General features: G+C 45.2%; 14 protein-coding genes and 1 pseudogene. 9 read left to right on the forward strand and 6 right to left on the reverse strand.

Annotation, left to right across the window (positions count from 1 at the left end):
• Positions 1 to 23: 23 nt before the first annotated feature.
• Both AC2VDX_RS20600 and AC2VDX_RS20605 read right to left on the reverse strand, forming a co-directional pair.
• Positions 24 to 665 (reverse strand): DUF1822 family protein, encoded by a 642-nt coding sequence (locus AC2VDX_RS20600; protein WP_378184463.1) that lies wholly within the window; start codon positions 663 to 665, stop codon positions 24 to 26.
• A gap of 128 nt (positions 666 to 793) precedes the next feature.
• A complete protein-coding gene (locus AC2VDX_RS20605) occupies positions 794 to 1,480 on the reverse strand; it encodes a hypothetical protein (RefSeq protein WP_378184464.1) in 687 nt (228 codons plus the stop codon).
• A gap of 145 nt (positions 1,481 to 1,625) precedes the next feature.
• On the opposite strand from AC2VDX_RS20605, the gene AC2VDX_RS20610 reads away from it, so the two are divergent.
• The 5 genes and pseudogenes from AC2VDX_RS20610 (at position 1,626) to AC2VDX_RS20630 (ending at position 6,067) form a co-directional block, all read left to right on the forward strand.
• Positions 1,626 to 1,943 carry a hypothetical protein gene (locus tag AC2VDX_RS20610; protein ID WP_378184465.1) on the forward strand — a complete coding sequence of 106 codons (318 nt, stop codon included), beginning with the start codon at positions 1,626 to 1,628 and terminating at the stop codon, positions 1,941 to 1,943.
• Between the two features lie 82 nt (positions 1,944 to 2,025).
• Entirely contained in the window at positions 2,026 to 3,651 is a 1,626-nt protein-coding gene (locus tag AC2VDX_RS20615) for a ricin-type beta-trefoil lectin domain protein (protein ID WP_378184466.1), read from the forward strand.
• Positions 3,652 to 3,783: 132 nt separating this feature from the next.
• Positions 3,784 to 3,957 (forward strand): annotated as a pseudogene (locus AC2VDX_RS20620) (ATPase, T2SS/T4P/T4SS family); the annotation flags it as partial.
• Between the two features lie 153 nt (positions 3,958 to 4,110).
• Positions 4,111 to 5,319: an ABC transporter permease DevC gene (gene devC, locus AC2VDX_RS20625; RefSeq protein WP_378184467.1), complete on the forward strand. Its 1,209-nt coding sequence runs from the start codon at positions 4,111 to 4,113 to the stop codon at positions 5,317 to 5,319.
• Positions 5,320 to 5,356: 37 nt separating this feature from the next.
• Positions 5,357 to 6,067 carry a DevA family ABC transporter ATP-binding protein gene (locus tag AC2VDX_RS20630; protein WP_378184468.1) on the forward strand — a complete coding sequence of 237 codons (711 nt, stop codon included), beginning with the start codon at positions 5,357 to 5,359 and terminating at the stop codon, positions 6,065 to 6,067.
• Between the two features lie 214 nt (positions 6,068 to 6,281).
• Here AC2VDX_RS20630 and AC2VDX_RS20635 read toward each other — a convergent pair whose 3' ends face one another.
• The 3 genes from AC2VDX_RS20635 to AC2VDX_RS20645 form a co-directional block, all read right to left on the reverse strand.
• Positions 6,282 to 7,082, reverse strand: coding sequence for a hypothetical protein (locus AC2VDX_RS20635; RefSeq protein WP_378184469.1), 801 nt, complete (start codon positions 7,080 to 7,082; stop codon positions 6,282 to 6,284).
• Positions 7,083 to 7,435: 353 nt separating this feature from the next.
• Complete coding sequence (locus tag AC2VDX_RS20640; RefSeq protein WP_378184470.1) at positions 7,436 to 9,097, reverse strand: D-Ala-D-Ala carboxypeptidase family metallohydrolase; 1,662 nt, start codon at positions 9,095 to 9,097, stop codon at positions 7,436 to 7,438.
• Positions 9,098 to 9,337: 240 nt separating this feature from the next.
• Entirely contained in the window at positions 9,338 to 10,210 is an 873-nt protein-coding gene (locus AC2VDX_RS20645) for a retropepsin-like aspartic protease family protein (protein ID WP_378184471.1), read from the reverse strand.
• Between the two features lie 417 nt (positions 10,211 to 10,627).
• On the opposite strand from AC2VDX_RS20645, the gene AC2VDX_RS20650 reads away from it, so the two are divergent.
• Positions 10,628 to 11,713 carry a DUF3474 domain-containing protein gene (locus AC2VDX_RS20650; protein WP_486928236.1) on the forward strand — a complete coding sequence of 362 codons (1,086 nt, stop codon included), beginning with the start codon at positions 10,628 to 10,630 and terminating at the stop codon, positions 11,711 to 11,713.
• 436 nt (positions 11,714 to 12,149) lie between these two features.
• On the forward strand, positions 12,150 to 12,704 hold the full coding sequence (locus tag AC2VDX_RS20655; RefSeq protein WP_378184473.1) for a peroxiredoxin: 555 nt from the start codon (positions 12,150 to 12,152) through the stop codon (positions 12,702 to 12,704).
• 204 nt (positions 12,705 to 12,908) lie between these two features.
• Here the strand turns inward: AC2VDX_RS20655 and AC2VDX_RS20660 are convergent, their stop codons facing one another.
• Positions 12,909 to 13,112: a hypothetical protein gene (locus tag AC2VDX_RS20660; protein WP_378184474.1), complete on the reverse strand. Its 204-nt coding sequence runs from the start codon at positions 13,110 to 13,112 to the stop codon at positions 12,909 to 12,911.
• Between the two features lie 68 nt (positions 13,113 to 13,180).
• On the opposite strand from AC2VDX_RS20660, the gene AC2VDX_RS20665 reads away from it, so the two are divergent.
• Both AC2VDX_RS20665 and AC2VDX_RS20670 read left to right on the forward strand, forming a co-directional pair.
• Positions 13,181 to 14,509 carry a hypothetical protein gene (locus tag AC2VDX_RS20665; protein WP_378184475.1) on the forward strand — a complete coding sequence of 443 codons (1,329 nt, stop codon included), beginning with the start codon at positions 13,181 to 13,183 and terminating at the stop codon, positions 14,507 to 14,509.
• 168 nt (positions 14,510 to 14,677) lie between these two features.
• Complete coding sequence (locus tag AC2VDX_RS20670; protein WP_378184476.1) at positions 14,678 to 16,390, forward strand: hypothetical protein; 1,713 nt, start codon at positions 14,678 to 14,680, stop codon at positions 16,388 to 16,390.
• The last annotated feature ends 45 nt before the right edge of the window (positions 16,391 to 16,435 follow it).

Raw genomic sequence — 16,435 nt, forward strand, 5'->3', positions numbered from 1 at the left:
TCTCCTGATATTTGTTGATGCACTCAAATTAGAAAATCTTCGGTGATATTAACATCTCCTAAAGCCACTTTGACACTAAACCGTTCTCCGGCTTGACCACTAAACTCAAGCTGTATCCAGTTATCCGCACTTCTAGCTTCAGTCTCCAGGCAAGTAGCTCCAGATTCATCCAGCACAACCAGTTGCAGATTTGGTGGTAGATAAATCTGCCCATCAGCTGGATAAACCCGCAGGCAAACATCAAATTCTTTATCCGCTTCTGCTGGCGTGAGAGTGACTATCAGAGCCACAGGATTACCAGCCACCTGTATTCCCAAATCAATCAGTTTGCCCCGATTAACACCTTTTTCTGGTGGGGTGTTAGCGTTATTTTCTCTCACGCTTCTAGCACTAAAAGCTGGATTGCCTGCTTGTGTGCTAAACAGCTCTTCCACAGTCTGCCAACCCGCTTCAAAGATATTTTGAAACCAATCGCTCAGCTTGACTGGCACCTGCCTAGTTGTATTGGGTTGGGATTCGGGAACTACACCCACATCTAGGACTTGAACACCAAGCAACTTACTCAGCTCTCCAGATTCAAAAAGAGCTTGAATTTGCTCAAATTCCTCCTGAGAGCCTTCAAATACAAACAATTTCCTGCTGTTTACATCTTGATTTTTGCTCATAAATTACTCTTTTTATATTATTGAAGGTTTATATAGCAATCCTATTTAAGTCGTAAACGGGTATTTGCCTTAGTGTAGAGACGTGATATATCGCATCTCTACAGGAATTCACGAATCATTTAGAATTGCTATATTACTCTTTTGATTATCAGAGTACGCATACCATGTTGCCGCAAGATTTCAATAACTTCTTCAGGAAGTTTATTACCTTCGCACAGAAGAAAAAACTCTTGTTTTGTATTTAAACTGGCTTTACTCACTGCCTGATTTTTTTTGTATCCATTTTTATTGAGAAATTCAATTATATTAAACCAAGAAGGTCGGCGTTCATCACTTTCTAAATTCATCATTATTTTAATATAAGCATTAACTCTATCTGACATTTCACTTTTCATGTTTCGTTCTATTCTTTTTATATCCGCGCAAGAAGATAACTCTTCTAAGGTGGGAAATCGATGTTTAGATAATCTATATGCTATTTGTAAATTACTATAACAGCAACATAAGGATAAACATAAATAAATGGTTTCTGAATGAGAAAGCAATTTGCCTTTGATGGAAGTTAGTCGTTCTAAAAGACGACTTATATCTATTCCTGTTTTTTCCTCAGCCTCTATACACTCTAAGCAGAGTTGTGTCATCTTAGCAATAATCCTTCTGTTTGAAGAGCAGATTTTAAAAGTGTAATCCAATAGTTTGGGAAAGGTAGTATTTAACAACCCAACAAAAAGTTGGGTTGTTGGGTTGCTTGTTGGGCTAGATACCCAGTTATTCTCCTGAATATCTGAAATATCAATTCTACAGGAAATTGACATTCAGATACAAAGCCTCAGCACCTTACTCCTATAGACCAGCACAAAGCACCCTTTAAATCTCAGTCCATCCATCTGCATGGCTTGGATTTAGGTTGCTGTAGGTTTGATGCTTGAGTAATTGCTCACTTATAAAAGGAAACCTGCCATGCACAAAAACCAAAAATTTGGAAAAAAAACTATTTTTTTCATGTTTTCATGTTCATTAATCTTCTGGGAATTGTTCATTTTCTTTATTTTGGGATCAAAAGCTCAAGCGGGTGGTTACGACGAACCAATCCCACCAAGTATTCCATCTTTGCTAGCAGCACCTAATAGCCAGTTACCTGTTCTCTCCCTTTTAAATTGGGATAAATGGGAATCGCCCTACTGGTTGAATAAGAGCATTTGTCGAGAAAGTAATGGCAACGTTGTTTGTTTACCTCCTCAGATAGCTCACCAATTTGGCTGGAAGATTTCCCAATAGTCCCACATTTTTCGGCCAAACAAAAGCTTCATTCATTTTCCTGCTTTAACCTCAAACATAAACTACCAGGAGTCATCAAATTATGGCAATTAAATCTTGGCAAATTGCACTAGGAGCAATTATTACCTCAGCTTTAGTTATCAGTGCAGCAGTAGCACAAGCTGCTGAAACCTTTTCTATAGATAACAAAGCATTGAATACCAATAACAACTTCAACAAGATTGACGGTCAACCTAGAATGTCAATCTGGGAGCGTAATAATAACGATCCCGATCAACAATTTGACAAATTATCCGGAAATCGTGGTGGTAGCCTGTTAAAACAGCGTTCAACTGGCAAGTGCTTGAATGGACGTTACTTGCGGAATGGGGCAGAGATAAATGTTTGGCCATGTGATGCTAATGACATCGACCAAAATTGGAATTTAGATGATGTTGGTAATGGTCGGTTTTTGATTAGAAGAACTAAGACAACTTTTTGTGTTGATACTCCCACACGGAATAATGGAGGCAAGGTTTATTTATGGGATTGTAATAGTAGCAATTCTAACCAACGGTGGTTGAGCAGTGCTTATGTTGCTCCTAGTGGCAATAATATCATTGTCAAGCCAGGAACAACTAGCTTGAATTTTTATCGAGGGAAACAATGGATTACCTCTACTAACTACAAGTTTGTATTTCAATCTGATGGAAACTTAGTGCTATATAGTCCACAGGGAAAACCACTTTGGGCAACTGGAACAGATAGAACAAGTGCTGATTTACTGGCAGTACAAACTGATGGAAATGTTGTGCTTTACGATCGCGGGAAACCTGTTTGGGCAACTGATACAGCAGGTAATCCTGGTGCTTTTCTATCCATTCAAGCAGATGGAAATATTGTTGTATATACCTCGAATAATACACCGTTGTTTGCTACTGGCACAGATGGAGGAAGGGTTAAAACATTTACCGCATCATCAGATTGGCTGAACAAGTCCAAGCTTAGTTATCGCTCTAATATTGAATCCGTACTCCGAAACTTCTTTAGTAACACAGCTAATACTAATAAGGAAAACTGGAGTCAAAAAACTATTACTGATATGTGGGATCGCATTGGTGGTGAAAGCGCACAATTTCCTGGTGGAGCCTCCACTCCTGGCGATATGTGGCAAGTAGATATGCCTTCAGATGTGTATGGGGTTTACCAAGATTTATCCAATGTTATTTTTGGCTCCCTTAAAGTCGTTACTACAGGTTATGCCTACGATAAGGGGTACTATCCATCATATGGCGCACATTCTGCTTTGGATATTGGTGCAAGTAATGGAACAAGCCTAAAAGCAGTGGTTAATGGTATTGTTGTTGATAACAGACCTCAGTATCGCACGAATGGTTCTTTTAATGGCTACTGGATTGCCATTGATGAATTAGATGCAAATGGACAGAAAACAGGTCGACGTTGGTGGTATGGTCATCTAGCAACAAGAAATGTCAATGTAGGTACCAAAGTAACTGCTGGACAAACTGTTTTAGGTACAGTGGGTCAAGGTCATTTACATCTTGGTGTACTCAGTACATATACTGGTTATACGACTTCTATGTATGGGAATGAAGTCAGAAATGGTCAGGGTAAAGGCAGTTATAGTGCCGATGTTCAAGATGTTCTAAATCGTACCATGAGTCCTTTACAGGCTTACTGGAACTCAAGAAACGGCATCAAACAATAAACAGTCTAAGAGCGATCGCCCCTCATCTTCAAGGCGATCGCTCCTCAGGTTCCCCCTTAGTCAACTCTTCAGTTATTTTCAGGCATACCATGCTAAAAATCCTTTCTGTGACCGCTACTTTGTCTATTGCAGCTGACGGAGCACTTGATGCTGACAACGCTGCATATTAAGGATGATGTTATTGCGATTCCCCGTTTGAAAAATATTGGTCTCGATCCCGGTTTAGTCAGCGATGCCTTATTGGGAATTGTGGCGCAGCGTTTGGTGCGTAAGGTTTGTCAGCGATGTCTAGTTGATTTGCACCCAGAACCCCTGTAGAACACTCAAAGGCGATCGCGCTTCCTGTTTCAGGTGCGATCGCTACTCATTCGTTCTCAGCATTTAAAACTGAAGATAGCTGACCTCTCGCAGCTGTTATGATGCAATCTAAATCATGTCTGCGTACTCGGTCTTTTGAAGATGGTTCGGAAAATTCCTCTAGCCTGGTTACAGCTTACCCGTGAAAAAATGCGGCTGCTTGTGGCACTTGCCGGTATTGGTTTTGCTGACATTTTGATGTTTGTGCAGTTAGGGTTTCGGGATGCCCTTTTTAAAAGTTCCGTAAGCTTGCATGAAAATATGCAGGGGGACGTTTTTTTGATCAGTTCCCAGTCCACAGCTTTGATTGCTATGAAAAGTTTTCCACAGCGGCGACTGTATCAAACTCTCAGCTTTGACGGAGTAAAATCGGTCAGTCCAGTATATCTTGGCTTTGGCTTGTGGAAAAACCCAGAAAATCGCCGCACTCGCCAACTGATGGTAATTGGATTTAATCCCGCAGCGGAAATTTTAAATTTACCTCAAGTTAACAATAACCGAGATAAAATTCAACTTCCAGATGTTGTTTTATTTGATGAAGCGTCTCGTCCGGAATTTGGGTCGGTTGGTGAATGGTTTAAGCAGGGAAAAACTGTTGAAACAGAAGTAGAAAGCCGTCGCGTCAAAGTACAAGGCTTATTCACGCTAGGCGCATCTTTTGGAGCAGATGGTAATCTGATCACGAGCGATTTGAACTTTCTTCGGATTTTTCCTAGACGACAGAGAGGATTGATTGATATTGGAGTGGTTAATTTAGAAGCCGGTGCGGATGTAAGTCAAGTTATTCAAAATATGAAGGAGTATTTTAACTTAAAGAAAAATGATGAAAAATGCCAAGATTTAAAAAATATGAATAAAGATTGTGCAGATATACAAATTTTGTCCCATGAAGAATTTATTGAATTTGAAAAGACATATTGGCAAACCAGTACATCAATTGGATTCATTTTTGGCTTGGGAACCTTAATGGGATTTGTTGTTGGTACGGTTATTGTCTATCAAATCCTCTACACTGATGTTGCCGATCATCTGGCTGAATATGCTACGTTAAAAGCGATAGGATATACGGATCTTTACTTGCTGATTGTTGTTTTTCAGGAAGCTTTAATTTTATCATTTTTAGGTTATATTCCTGGCTTTTCGTTGGCGTCGGGACTGTATATTTTTATAAAAGGCGGTACAAATTTACCGATTGCAATGACTGTTGTTAGAGCAACCGTAGTGTTGCTTTTAACTATTTTCATGTGCTTGATTTCGGGCGCGATCGCAGTCCGTAAGCTACGAGCTGCCGATCCCGCTGATATTTTTTAAGATAGTTAGTTGCTAATTGTAATGAAGTAGGAACATTATGCCGCAAGAACCGATTGTTGCAATCCAAAATCTCAGTCATTACTTTGGCAAAGGTTCGCTCAGGAAACAGATTTTATTTGATATAAATCTGGAAATGCAACCGGGAGAAATCACGATCATGACCGGACCATCGGGGTCGGGAAAAACCACATTGTTGACTTTGATGGGCAGTTTAAGGTCTCCTCAGGAAGGCAGTTTGAAAGTATTAGGACAGGAACTGATTGGAGCTTCTAAAAGCCAGATGGTGCAAGTGCGGCGGCACATTGGCTATATTTTTCAAGCTCACAATTTGCTGAAGTGTCTAACAGCGCGACAGAACGTGCAAATGTCGGTGGAACTGCATAGGGATATTCCGTCACAGGAAGCTGCAAACAGGTCAGCAGCGATGCTGGAAGCAGTGGGGTTAGGCGATCGCGTAAATTACTACCCGGAGAATCTTTCTGGGGGACAAAAACAACGGGTAGCGATCGCTCGTGCCTTAGTGAGTCATCCTAAATTAGTATTAGCTGACGAACCCACTGCTGCTTTAGATAGTAAATCCGGACGCGATGTCGTCGAGCTGATGCAGCGATTGGCAAAGGAACAAGGGTCTACGATTTTGATGGTGACTCACGACAATCGTATTTTAGATGTTGCTGACCGAATTATTCACATGGAAGATGGGCGTCTAGTCCGCGATGCGATTATTTCTGAAAAAACGCCTGCTTAAGTCAGATTTTTGAGTTAGAAATTCGATTAAATTGGCTTGATTTCCCTTAATACACTCATTAGTTTTTTGCTAATGGCTCATCGACAAAAGGCAATCTTTTAATTGGCAATCTACACTTCGAGAAAGCCTTTTGTTTTGAGCTTATCGTCACTAAGGAATGACTGGGCAGAATACACCCCGATCGCTGACGGGAAAGTACTTTTTTCTCAACATCCTAGCGCTTCGTGCGAATGGTGACATTGCCGCCTTCACTCAATTGTTCTAGCACCAACAAAGGTGTCGGCTTGGCTTTTTGATCCCATTGTAGTTTCGCAAGACGACCCTGAATTGTTGGTTGCCAAGTATCGTGGTCTTCTGCTGGACTGAGGAACGTTTCAATACAATCAATAATTTGGCTAATCGTAGCAGAAGTCGCTTGGGTAGGTAATTTCATTAACTTGATTTGAATGCGGAAAAGCACCCGCTTAGAGCGCTTCGTTCCCTCTCCCGTCTCATAAATGACATCAAAAATTTCATCAACTTGGCGTCCGGCTGTACTGGCAATGCCCACCGATGCTTGCGATGCTTGAGTAGGACGCAGGGCGATAGTGATTAAGTCTTTTACTCTGACTTTTATTTGATTAACAATGGCAAAGTGAAATACCTCTTCATCCATTCGCATTCTGAGGTAATCCAGGTTGAACTCGCGTGAGTTAACCAAGTCAGGATTGCTTTCCATTCTGTGAATAGAGTCAAGTGCCAACTTTAACTTTTTCTGGAGGTCTTTGACTTTGAAATCTTGGATCTTGGCTCTCTTCATCGTTTCGTCATATTTGATCTTGACAAATACTACCCCAGCAACGAGAAGTAACAGCAGTCCTCCGGAGGCGTACATCCAGATGGGCGCGGGTTGAGCGTTGACGGCTGCGGCTGCTGGTTGGGCGGTTTTAGTTTTTTTGACAGGGGCTTTAGGTTGAGTCTTCTTGGCAGGGGTTTGAGCCAATAGCAAGTCTACAAAAACGCTCGGAGTGGACATAGTCGCTAGCCTAAAAAAAATTGATGTCTATTTTCAGGATGCCCAAAAAAGGAAAAATTACAAAGTAAAAAGTATCAAGGATAAATAATCGAGTGTGAAATCATGTCAAACCGTTTTTCGGACGGCTTGACTTTTAGTTTAGACTCAAATCATACTTCATGAGACCTGACTTGAAAGTGGTGTTAGCGCAAGGTGCGATCGCGCGGACTGGGTGAAACCAGAGAGACTTTTATCGTTGGTTTGTGAACTTCGGTCAGGGGATCTTTTGCAAAAATCCCGATCTGCAAGACTCTCCAAAACTCTTGAAACCCTTGAAAAGTCGTAGGTTGGGTTTCGCTCCCCTTTGCCTAATTTTAGTTTCGCCAGCGTGCCCGGTAGCTTCGCGCATCAAGATGACACAGGTTTGGAAAGCTGGTGTAACGACCCAAACCACCGGGCCACCAGGGATCGAGAGACCAGTAAAGTTGATCGCCAGAAAGACCTTCACACAGAAAATCCATAGCATCTCCAACAATATGACGGCTGTATCTTGCCCCGCCAACTGCACGATTGATCGCTGGAGGGCGATACCAGCTAGTGATGATGAAGGGTCGCCCAATGCGATCGCGTGCCCTTTGTGCCAGTCTCGCAATCCGAATCATGGCATCCAGCGTCGCTTGGTTAGGAGGCATCCGGGTGCCGCCGTGGGTGGCTTCTGCCCAGGTAAAGTTGCCATCCGGAACGATGGGGGCAGACAGTTGAATATTCCTCAGCGTCCACCTGTCGGGACGCTGGGCGGCAGCGATTGGGACGGGCTTGGGTGCGGCGTCTTGAGAATCTTTCCGCGCCCGATCTAGGCGTTTGAGATCGTCAAATAAGGAGCGAATGGCTTGATCTCTGGTCGCCAAATTGCGCCAAAGTTGAACCAGGCGGATTAAAGCTTCCCGTTGGTGGTCTAATTCTTTATACTCAATCGGCAGACGCCGGACAAAATCCAGCAAGTCTCGATCCATTTGGGCGGCAAGATTTGCTAGCCTGGTGCGATCGCTAGTAATGCCACTCAGCAATAGGGGATCGATTCCCAAGGATGCCAGCGCCCCAGCGCGAGAGTCCAACTTTCGCCAGATCCGAACTAACTCAGTTAGAGCGTTGCGTTGGTTGCCTGAAGCTTGATAGTACTGCGGGATGCGCTGGATAAAGGCAATCAGAGCAGGATCGACAATTTTAATCCCCGTATCAGGGGAGGTGTTGTTTTTCAAAGAAGCGATCGCCACTTCCCGCGATGCTAGCTGACGCCACAGCTGAGCTAGCCGCAGCAGGGCTTCTCGCTGATAGGGATAACCGGAGTAATTGGCAGAAATTCGCTGGATAAATTGCTTGAGAGGAACATCTATCTGGGACTCCTCGAAGTTATCTCCAATGACAGTGCCAGGAGACACCAAAGATGCGATCGCTGCTGACTCCGTATCCAGCTGACGCCACATCCGCACCACTTCCAGGGCAGCATCCCGTTGGTGAGGCAAGCCAGTATAGTATTCCGGAACTCGCTCCACTAGCGTCAGTAGCGCTTTATCCAGGTAGGCAAGATTTTGGGGCAAGCCTTCCGCACTGAAATCGGTTTCGATGTCTTTCAGGTAAGCTTGCAGTAACGCCTTGGCATCGCCCGCTTCCAACCGCGCTGCCGTCAGTTCGCTCGCTGGGGCTGCATAACCATCAGCCACAGCTTGAATAAAGCGATCGCTGTAGCGCCCTTTTTCTGGCTCCCACAGATCCGGTCCTTTCCACCCCTGAGCCACCAGATTGTTGCTGAAACTGCGGATGGTATTGGCGGCATATTGCACTTGTTTGGGAAAAGAATCCACCTCCTCTAGGGGAATGCGGTTAGCTGGGGAGATGCCCAGTCCCTTTTCTTCGTCCGAAAGCAGCGGTGAAGATAGCACTTGATAAAGCGCTGCCAGAATCGGCTTGTGAATGCCAGTTCGTTCCGCTTCTAAGAGGTAGTAGTAATTGCGCTGGTCTGGTGTCAGTGTTGGCATAGCCAGTTTTGATAATCCACTTAACCACTCTATGACTTTGGCAGTCTTTCAGAAGCTTTTCAGGAATGATTCAAGAGAAAAATATCAATAAGTGCGATCGCTAACTAAATGGCACGTTGACGCCCCAAGCGTCCGCTTGTATGGAAAGAGAAGCCAGAAAATCCAGCTCCCTCCGCTTGTAGGGGAGGATTGGGGAGAGGTCAAAATGCACTGCACCCAATTGAAAATTGCGCTCGTTCTTCAGCGCTGGCGACGAAATTCTACGACATCTTTTTTAATGGTGATGTCATAGCCGTCATAGAAGTCATGTCCCAGCAGTCCAATGTCTAAGTCTGGTTGTCCGATCCCAACCAGCACATCTCTGACGAGATTCCCACCCAGTTGAATCGAATTAACAAATCCAAAGTATATTCCAACCACTCCATTAGCCGTCTTCACTCCCGCCATTCCTACAGGTTTCACCTTCAGGTCATAAGCCATCCGTCGCGTGATCAAGGTTTTGCTAGCCCCTGTATCCAGAAACATTTCATATTTCTTTTTGCCATCAAATGTCACTTCAACGACGGGAATCGTTTCACCTTCTCGACGTTTGATGGGAACCGTGAAAAAGGGTTTGTTAACGATTGGAGGTGCAGAGGGTTTGGGCTTGGGCGGAGGAGTCGCTTGTTTCTGAGCCGAGGCTAGAAAGCGCTGGTATTGAAGCAACTTCTTTTGAGCGATCGCGTGGTTGCGGCTAGAAGTTGGCACGGCTTTCATTAATGCAACTGCCTCTTGCCACCGACTAGCAACTAATTGCCAATCATCTCGGCTTTTGGCAGATTCACTAATTGCGATCGCGCCGAGGGCAGTATCAACCGCTTGGTTATAGGTGTCAGGGCCAGTCTTAATCGGTTGGTTAACTGGTGTTTTTTTACTCGCCGTTAATGCTTTTGACTTAGCTGTTGACGCAGGTTTAGCCGGTTGAGCAGCAGCAGAACTGGCAACAGTCGCTGGGGCTGAGGCTGCTGGTGGGCTAGGAGGGCTGGCAGCATCATTATTACAGCCAAGACTGCCAAACGCTACGGAGCTGCATAGAACAATCAGGGCGGTACGGCTTTGAGAGGGTTTCCACATGATTAATAGCCCGATCTGATAAGCGATTTATTCCGGAGAGGACGCGGCTTTGCTTTGAACACGGGTCTTATACACCCTAAAATAAGTTTTTTTCGTAGATTTTTCCGGATTCAAGCAGTTTCTTTTTGTTTAATTATTGTTTAACCTGTCAATTGCGATCGCTTCCCTGAAACTCCCCATGCCGCCGTTGTTGCTGACACGTTAAAGCCAGTCCCTAAATCAAGGGTTGAGTCTAAGTGTCTTTGCTATCTACCATATCTGATGCTACAAGCGCAACCGCAATTACCGTGAAATAGGTTTGGTAGGTATACAACAGCCATACTCTTGACTAATCAGTCCTTATAACGTCAATTGCACTGATGACGCCGCTGTAGAATAATGCCTTTTGGTCTACAGTCAAGTCAAATCGGAAACTTCGTGCAATCTCATCTGATCAAGTTAAATAATCCTCTCGAAGAAGAATTATATTTGGGTCACTCAGAACCCCCCTTCACCCTTCAAGACTTGAAAGCCGCAATTCCCCCAGATTGCTTTGTGCCCTCCACCAAGCGATCGCTGTGCTATTTTTTAGGAGATGTAGGTGTAATAGGCATCCTCTACGCTCTAGCCAGCTACCTGGATTCCTGGTGGTTTTGGCCTGTATTTTGGTTGGCGCAGGGAACGATGTTCTGGGCGTTGTTTGTAGTCGGACACGACTGTGGTCACGGTTCTTTTTCCAGAAAGAAATGGCTAAATAACCTGATTGGACATCTGGCGCATATTCCCATACTCGTGCCCTATCATGGGTGGCGTATCAGCCACCGAACTCACCACCAAAATACCGGCAACATTGAGACGGATGAAAGCTGGTATCCCATGACAGAAAGCCAGTATCTGCAGATGCCCTGGTATGAAAAATTTATCCGCTTTAATGCATTAGCCTTACTGCTGGCTTATCCTTTGTACTTGTTTAAAGGGACTCCTGGAAAGCCTGGTTCTCACTTTCTCCCCAGCAGCCCTCTGTTTCGACCCTCAGCAAAATGGGATGTCATCACTAGCACAACCCTCTGGACGTTGATGCTGGGTTGCTTGGGCTGGTTAACTTATCAGTGGGGCTGGATGTGGCTGGTCAAATACTATCTAGGCCCATACGAGGTTTTTGTCGTCTGGCTGACCTTAGTAACATTTCTGCACCACACCGACCCAGATATTCCTTGGTATCGTGGCAAAGACTGGTATTTTCTCAAGGGTGCCTTATCTACGATTGACCACGACTATGGGTTTATCAATGATATCCACCATAATATTGGCACCCATGTAGCTCATCATATATTCCTCAGCATTCCTCACTACCACCTGAAGACAGCTACTGAGGCGATTAAACCCATTTTGGGCAATTACTACCGAAAATCCGATCGGTCAGTTTTCCAAGCCTTCCTACGCTCTAACCCTTCCTGCCATTTTGTACCGAATACAGAGGGGAAGGTTTACTACAAACCTAAAAAAGAACTCCAAAAAGGCTAATACAGTCATTTCCTGAGTTCGCGGTAGGGGCGCAAAGCTTTGCGCCCCTACTTGAGTTTTAAGACAATTTTGATGGTTTGTTCCAGACGCAATCAACCCTTACCTCTACGGTAAATGAACCCTTCAGATCAGGACTTACGCAAAGCTTATACATATAGAGTTCTGTAGGGGCAATCCCCCTGTGGTTGCCCTTACTATGCGGTGATGTTGCATAAGTCCTGAGATCAAACCTGACAGAGTACTACCCCATTAACGACGAATATCCAGATAAGTAGGGGCAATCCCCCTGTGGTTGCCCTTACTATGCGGTGATGTTGCATAAGTCCTGAGATCAAACCTGACAGAGTACTACCCCATTAACGACGAATATCCAGATAAGAGTGGAGAGCAAATTAAAATTGTAAACTTATGTTAAATTAAGTTCTCGCTTTTCATCATGATTTCCCGTCGCACCTTTCTCAATACTCTATTCGCAAGTTGTTTCGCCCTCATCACCTGGTTGAGCATTTCACCATCAGCGGCTGCACTGGGCGGCAAGCTGCCTACTGTGAATCAATCGGCTCCAGAGTTTACCCTGCCAACGAATATCGGCGATGGCGAAGTCTCCCTCTCCGATTACCGAGGTAAATGGGTGGTTCTCTACTTTTATCCCCAAGACTTCACCTCTGGTTGCACTCTAGAAGCCCGCAGATTTCAGCAAGACTTGCCGAAATACCTGGATAAAAATACTCAAATCATTGGCGTCAGCGCTGATTCCATCAATTCTCACGCCAAGTTCTGCGATACGGAAAAGCTGAAGTTTCCGCTGCTGGCTGATACGGATGGCAAGGTGAGCAAAGCTTACGGTTCTTGGATTGGATTTGTCTCAATGCGCCACACCTTCATTGTCGATCCACAGGGAGTGCTACGCGAGACATTTACAGGGGTAAACCCCGCAATTCACAGTACCGAGGTTTTGGCGCGTCTCAATGAATTGCAGGCAGCATCCTAAGGCTGCTAATGGCTAAGCACAACAGTGAAAATCAACATTAGACCTATCTTGAAAATGTCAGTTGAGTAGTGGTTCAATCGCCGTCAGACTAAAAGCAGAATTTTGAACCCAAAATTACTATCCCCTGCGACTGGCCTCAAACCCTGTTCCAGCTTGGTCAGCGGGTCACTGGGTATTGGGATTACATCAAGTTTATCAGCACCGTCATCGGGTTTGGTTACTTGGCACCCAACCAGAGTTACCTAACGACATAGGTAGGCGATACGACATTCTTGTTGAGTCGGCTGCCTTGAACGGAGGACGGTCGGGACAAGCCACACTATCAGTCAGAACAATCAGTTTCCAGGTGAACTGATCCTGACTGAAGTAGGTACTTTCTGAGCCAGACTTTGCAAAGTTTTTTAACAAAGGCTGTTCGTTTTTGGCTAGTGGTATCTAACCTTGGATAGATATTTATTGATGAAAGTAATTTATAAATGCCAATTGAAACAGTATCCGGAACTTCCTTAAAGTATTACCTGCTATCCTTTGATGCCGCAGGTAAAGAACGCGAAGAATCTGGCGGGCGGATGAGCCAAAAAGTCTTGGAGGCACTTGCAAGCGAGCCAATCACAGATGTATTCATCATGAGCCACGGTTGGATGGGTGACGTTCCAGCAGCGCGAGATCAGTACACCAGATGGATTGGCGCAATGGCTAAACAATCAGCCGATCTCGAAAAAATCGCACAAGCGCGACCGGGATTTTATCCCTTAATGATCGGAGTACATTGGCCCAGTAAAGCTTGGGGCGATGAAAACTTAGAAAGTGGTTTGGTATCCTTTGACGTGAACGACGCAGATCCCATCGATAGCGCCGTCGATGAGTATGCTGAACGCATCGCTAACACTGAGACAGCACGGCAAGCGCTACAAACAATTCTCACCGCAGCGATGGAAGGCAGTCCATCTGATAGCTTACCGCCAGACGTACTGAATGCCTATCAAGTATTGAACCAAGAGGCAGACTTGAAAAGTGAAGGTGAAAGTGCAGCACCGGGTTCGGATTGGGACGGTTTTGATCCGGAAGCTATCTATCAAGCTAGCGAACAGGAACCAGTTAGCTTCAGTACCGATAGCAGCTCAACTTGGGATGCGGTTTTGAACCCCCTAAGAGTGCTATCTTTTTGGAAAATGAAAGACCGCGCTCGCAAAATCGGTGAAAGCGGTGGTTTTAACTTATTAAAACAACTTCAAGAGAACACTCCTGAAACTGTGCGATTCCACCTGATGGGTCACAGTTTTGGATGCATTCTGGTTTCTTCCACCCTAGCTGGTGCAAAAGGTGAAGGCAAATTAGTCCGCCCAGTTAATTCTGTGACTTTGGTACAAGGAGCGATGTCGCTCTGGTCTTACTGTGCAAAAATTCCCTACGAACGCGATCGCCCAGGTTACTTTAACTCAATCTTGGAGCAACATAAAGTCACCGGTCCAATTGTGACAACCTACTCTGACTTCGACTATGCAGTTGGCAAGATGTATCCCTTGGCTGCGGGCATTGTCTTGAGCAGTGTAGACTTTGCCCCCGGTCACTTGCCTAAATATGGCGGAATTGGCAGCTATGGCATCTGCGGATACGACCTCACAGCCGAATATCTCGATATGCTTGACTCTAATACCTCGTATGAGTTTAAACCAGGCAAAATCTATAACATAGACAGCAGGAAGTTTATTAATGACGTGACCGACAAGTCTATTGGTGCCCATAACGACTTTGCCAAGCCTGAAGTAGCTCATGTGGTGTGGTCGGCAGTTTCTGTCAGTTAACTGCAAGTGTTAGTTAAGACTGTTTGATCCGCCTACTCTCTCCAAGCTCTTTGCTATACAGCCAAAGGGGAAATGGATGCGCCTCTGCTTGCGAAACAAGAGCGGGGAAAGAGGTCAATCAAACAGTCTTGCAGTGTTAGTCGCTGAAAATTATCAGGAACCAAAGAGATGTCCGAAGACCTGCTATTCTTCAATGGAATTAATGGAGCAAGCGGCGATTATTTGCTGCCGCCATTGAGCGCTGAGCAAGTATCTAAGATTGCCCAAGGCGAAGAGTTCGATCCAGAAAGTTTAGAAGACATTGAGCTAAAAAAGCGACAAAAAGAAGAGACTGATTTTGCTCCTATAGAGGGAGTAGATCCCAAAAACCTCGCAGAAACGGGTTGGGGAGTAATTTTTACCTACGATGCCGATCCAGCAATCCGAGAAGCGCTCAGCGAGTTGTTAGATCATCGCCAAAAGCAAGCCACCCAAAAGCACGAGCATTATTACCAGGAATACATTGGTCCCAAAGGCTATCGTTACGATAAGGCAAAAAATCAATACGAGACAAAAAATAAGTTCTTGTCACGTCAGGGATTAGGGCCAGGTCCTGCCGATCCGGATAAAATGCCCTACTACCTTTTAATTGTGGGAGATCCAGTCACAATTCCCTATCGGTTTCAGTCCCAACTTAGCGTTCAATACGCCGTAGGGCGCATTTATTTTGATACGGCACAAGAGTACGCGCAGTACGCTCGCAGTGTAGTAGAAGCGGAAACTGGCAATCTATCCTTATCCCCTAGCGCTGCCTTTTTCGGCGTGTGCAACTCAGGAGATGCTGCCACTAATCTCAGCACGCAAGACCTGATTGAGCCGTTATCGGAATGGGTGGTTGAGGAACATTCTAACTGGGATGTGAAAACGATTCTTAAAGAAGAAGCAACCAAAGCTCGTCTGGGGCAACTGCTAGGAGGCAGCGAAACGCCCAGTTTGCTTTTCACTGCCAGTCACGGCATGGGCTTTCCCAATGGCGATCCGCGACAGTTGCCTCACCAAGGCGCATTACTTTGTCAAGACTGGCCGGGTCGGGAATGGGGACGAAGACCGATTCCAGAAGATTTTTACTTTTCTGGGGACGATATTGGCGAACAAGCGCGGCTGTTGGGAATGATTGCTTTTCACTTTGCTTGCTATGGTGCTGGCTGTCCCCAAAAGGATGAATTCGACGGTCACTCTAAATTTCTTTCTGAACGACCAGATATTGCGCCATACGCCTTTCTTGCCCGTTTGCCGCAGAAACTTCTGAGTCATCCCAAGGGAGGTGCCTTAGCTGTAATTGGTCATATCGATCGAGCTTGGGGCTGTTCTTTCTCTTGGTCAGATATTCGCGGCTCAAGTGCAGAGCAACGGCAGATAGCAGTTTTTCAAAGTAGCGTGAAGCGTCTGCTGGAAGGTCATCCAGTCGGCTCGGCGGTGGAGTATTTTGACGAGCGCTATGCCGAAATTTCCTCTGACCTGAATATTGAGTTAGAAGATATTAAGTTTGGCGCGACTCCCAACAATAAGACTTTGGCTGGGATGTGGACGGCTAATAACGACGCCCGCAACTATGCGATTATCGGCGACCCAGCAGTCCGGTTGGTGGTCAGTAGTAGTAAAGATGCTGCCGAGCGCCCTACTATTGAAACTGTGCATTTGCCCTCTGCCGAGTCGAGACAAGCAGAAGGCAGCACGGACTCAGTGGCGGGTGAAGCTGACCTCAAGCAGGCTCAGACGCAGCTAATCGCTGCACTGGAGCAGTATGTCAAGACTGCTCCCAAGGCTCTGGCTGACGGCAGCGAAACCCTTCAAACAACAATGTCAATTGCCACCAATCTGTTGAATGTGTTGAAGGGATGAAGTTAATAGCGATCGCCGCACGTAAGAAAAAGTATAGAGACGTTC

It is taken from the genome of Coleofasciculus sp. H7-1, from assembly GCF_057473865.1.

What these genes read in the sequence shown, in the direction of transcription:
- AC2VDX_RS20610 (WP_378184465.1), top strand. Translation starts at nt 1,626, where the DNA reads ATGCACAAAAACCAAAAATTTGGAAAAAAAACTATTTTTTTCATGTTT.
- AC2VDX_RS20640 (WP_378184470.1), bottom strand. Translation starts at nt 9,097, where the DNA reads ATGCCAACACTGACACCAGACCAGCGCAATTACTACTACCTCTTAGAA.
- AC2VDX_RS20615 (WP_378184466.1), top strand. Translation starts at nt 2,026, where the DNA reads ATGGCAATTAAATCTTGGCAAATTGCACTAGGAGCAATTATTACCTCA.
- AC2VDX_RS20655 (WP_378184473.1), top strand. Translation starts at nt 12,150, where the DNA reads ATGATTTCCCGTCGCACCTTTCTCAATACTCTATTCGCAAGTTGTTTC.
- AC2VDX_RS20670 (WP_378184476.1), top strand. Translation starts at nt 14,678, where the DNA reads ATGTCCGAAGACCTGCTATTCTTCAATGGAATTAATGGAGCAAGCGGC.
- AC2VDX_RS20645 (WP_378184471.1), bottom strand. Translation starts at nt 10,210, where the DNA reads ATGTGGAAACCCTCTCAAAGCCGTACCGCCCTGATTGTTCTATGCAGC.
- AC2VDX_RS20630 (WP_378184468.1), top strand. Translation starts at nt 5,357, where the DNA reads ATGCCGCAAGAACCGATTGTTGCAATCCAAAATCTCAGTCATTACTTT.
- AC2VDX_RS20605 (WP_378184464.1), bottom strand. Translation starts at nt 1,480, where the DNA reads ATGTCAATTTCCTGTAGAATTGATATTTCAGATATTCAGGAGAATAAC.
- AC2VDX_RS20665 (WP_378184475.1), top strand. Translation starts at nt 13,181, where the DNA reads ATGCCAATTGAAACAGTATCCGGAACTTCCTTAAAGTATTACCTGCTA.
- devC (WP_378184467.1), top strand. Translation starts at nt 4,111, where the DNA reads ATGGTTCGGAAAATTCCTCTAGCCTGGTTACAGCTTACCCGTGAAAAA.
- AC2VDX_RS20635 (WP_378184469.1), bottom strand. Translation starts at nt 7,082, where the DNA reads ATGTCCACTCCGAGCGTTTTTGTAGACTTGCTATTGGCTCAAACCCCT.
- AC2VDX_RS20600 (WP_378184463.1), bottom strand. Translation starts at nt 665, where the DNA reads ATGAGCAAAAATCAAGATGTAAACAGCAGGAAATTGTTTGTATTTGAA.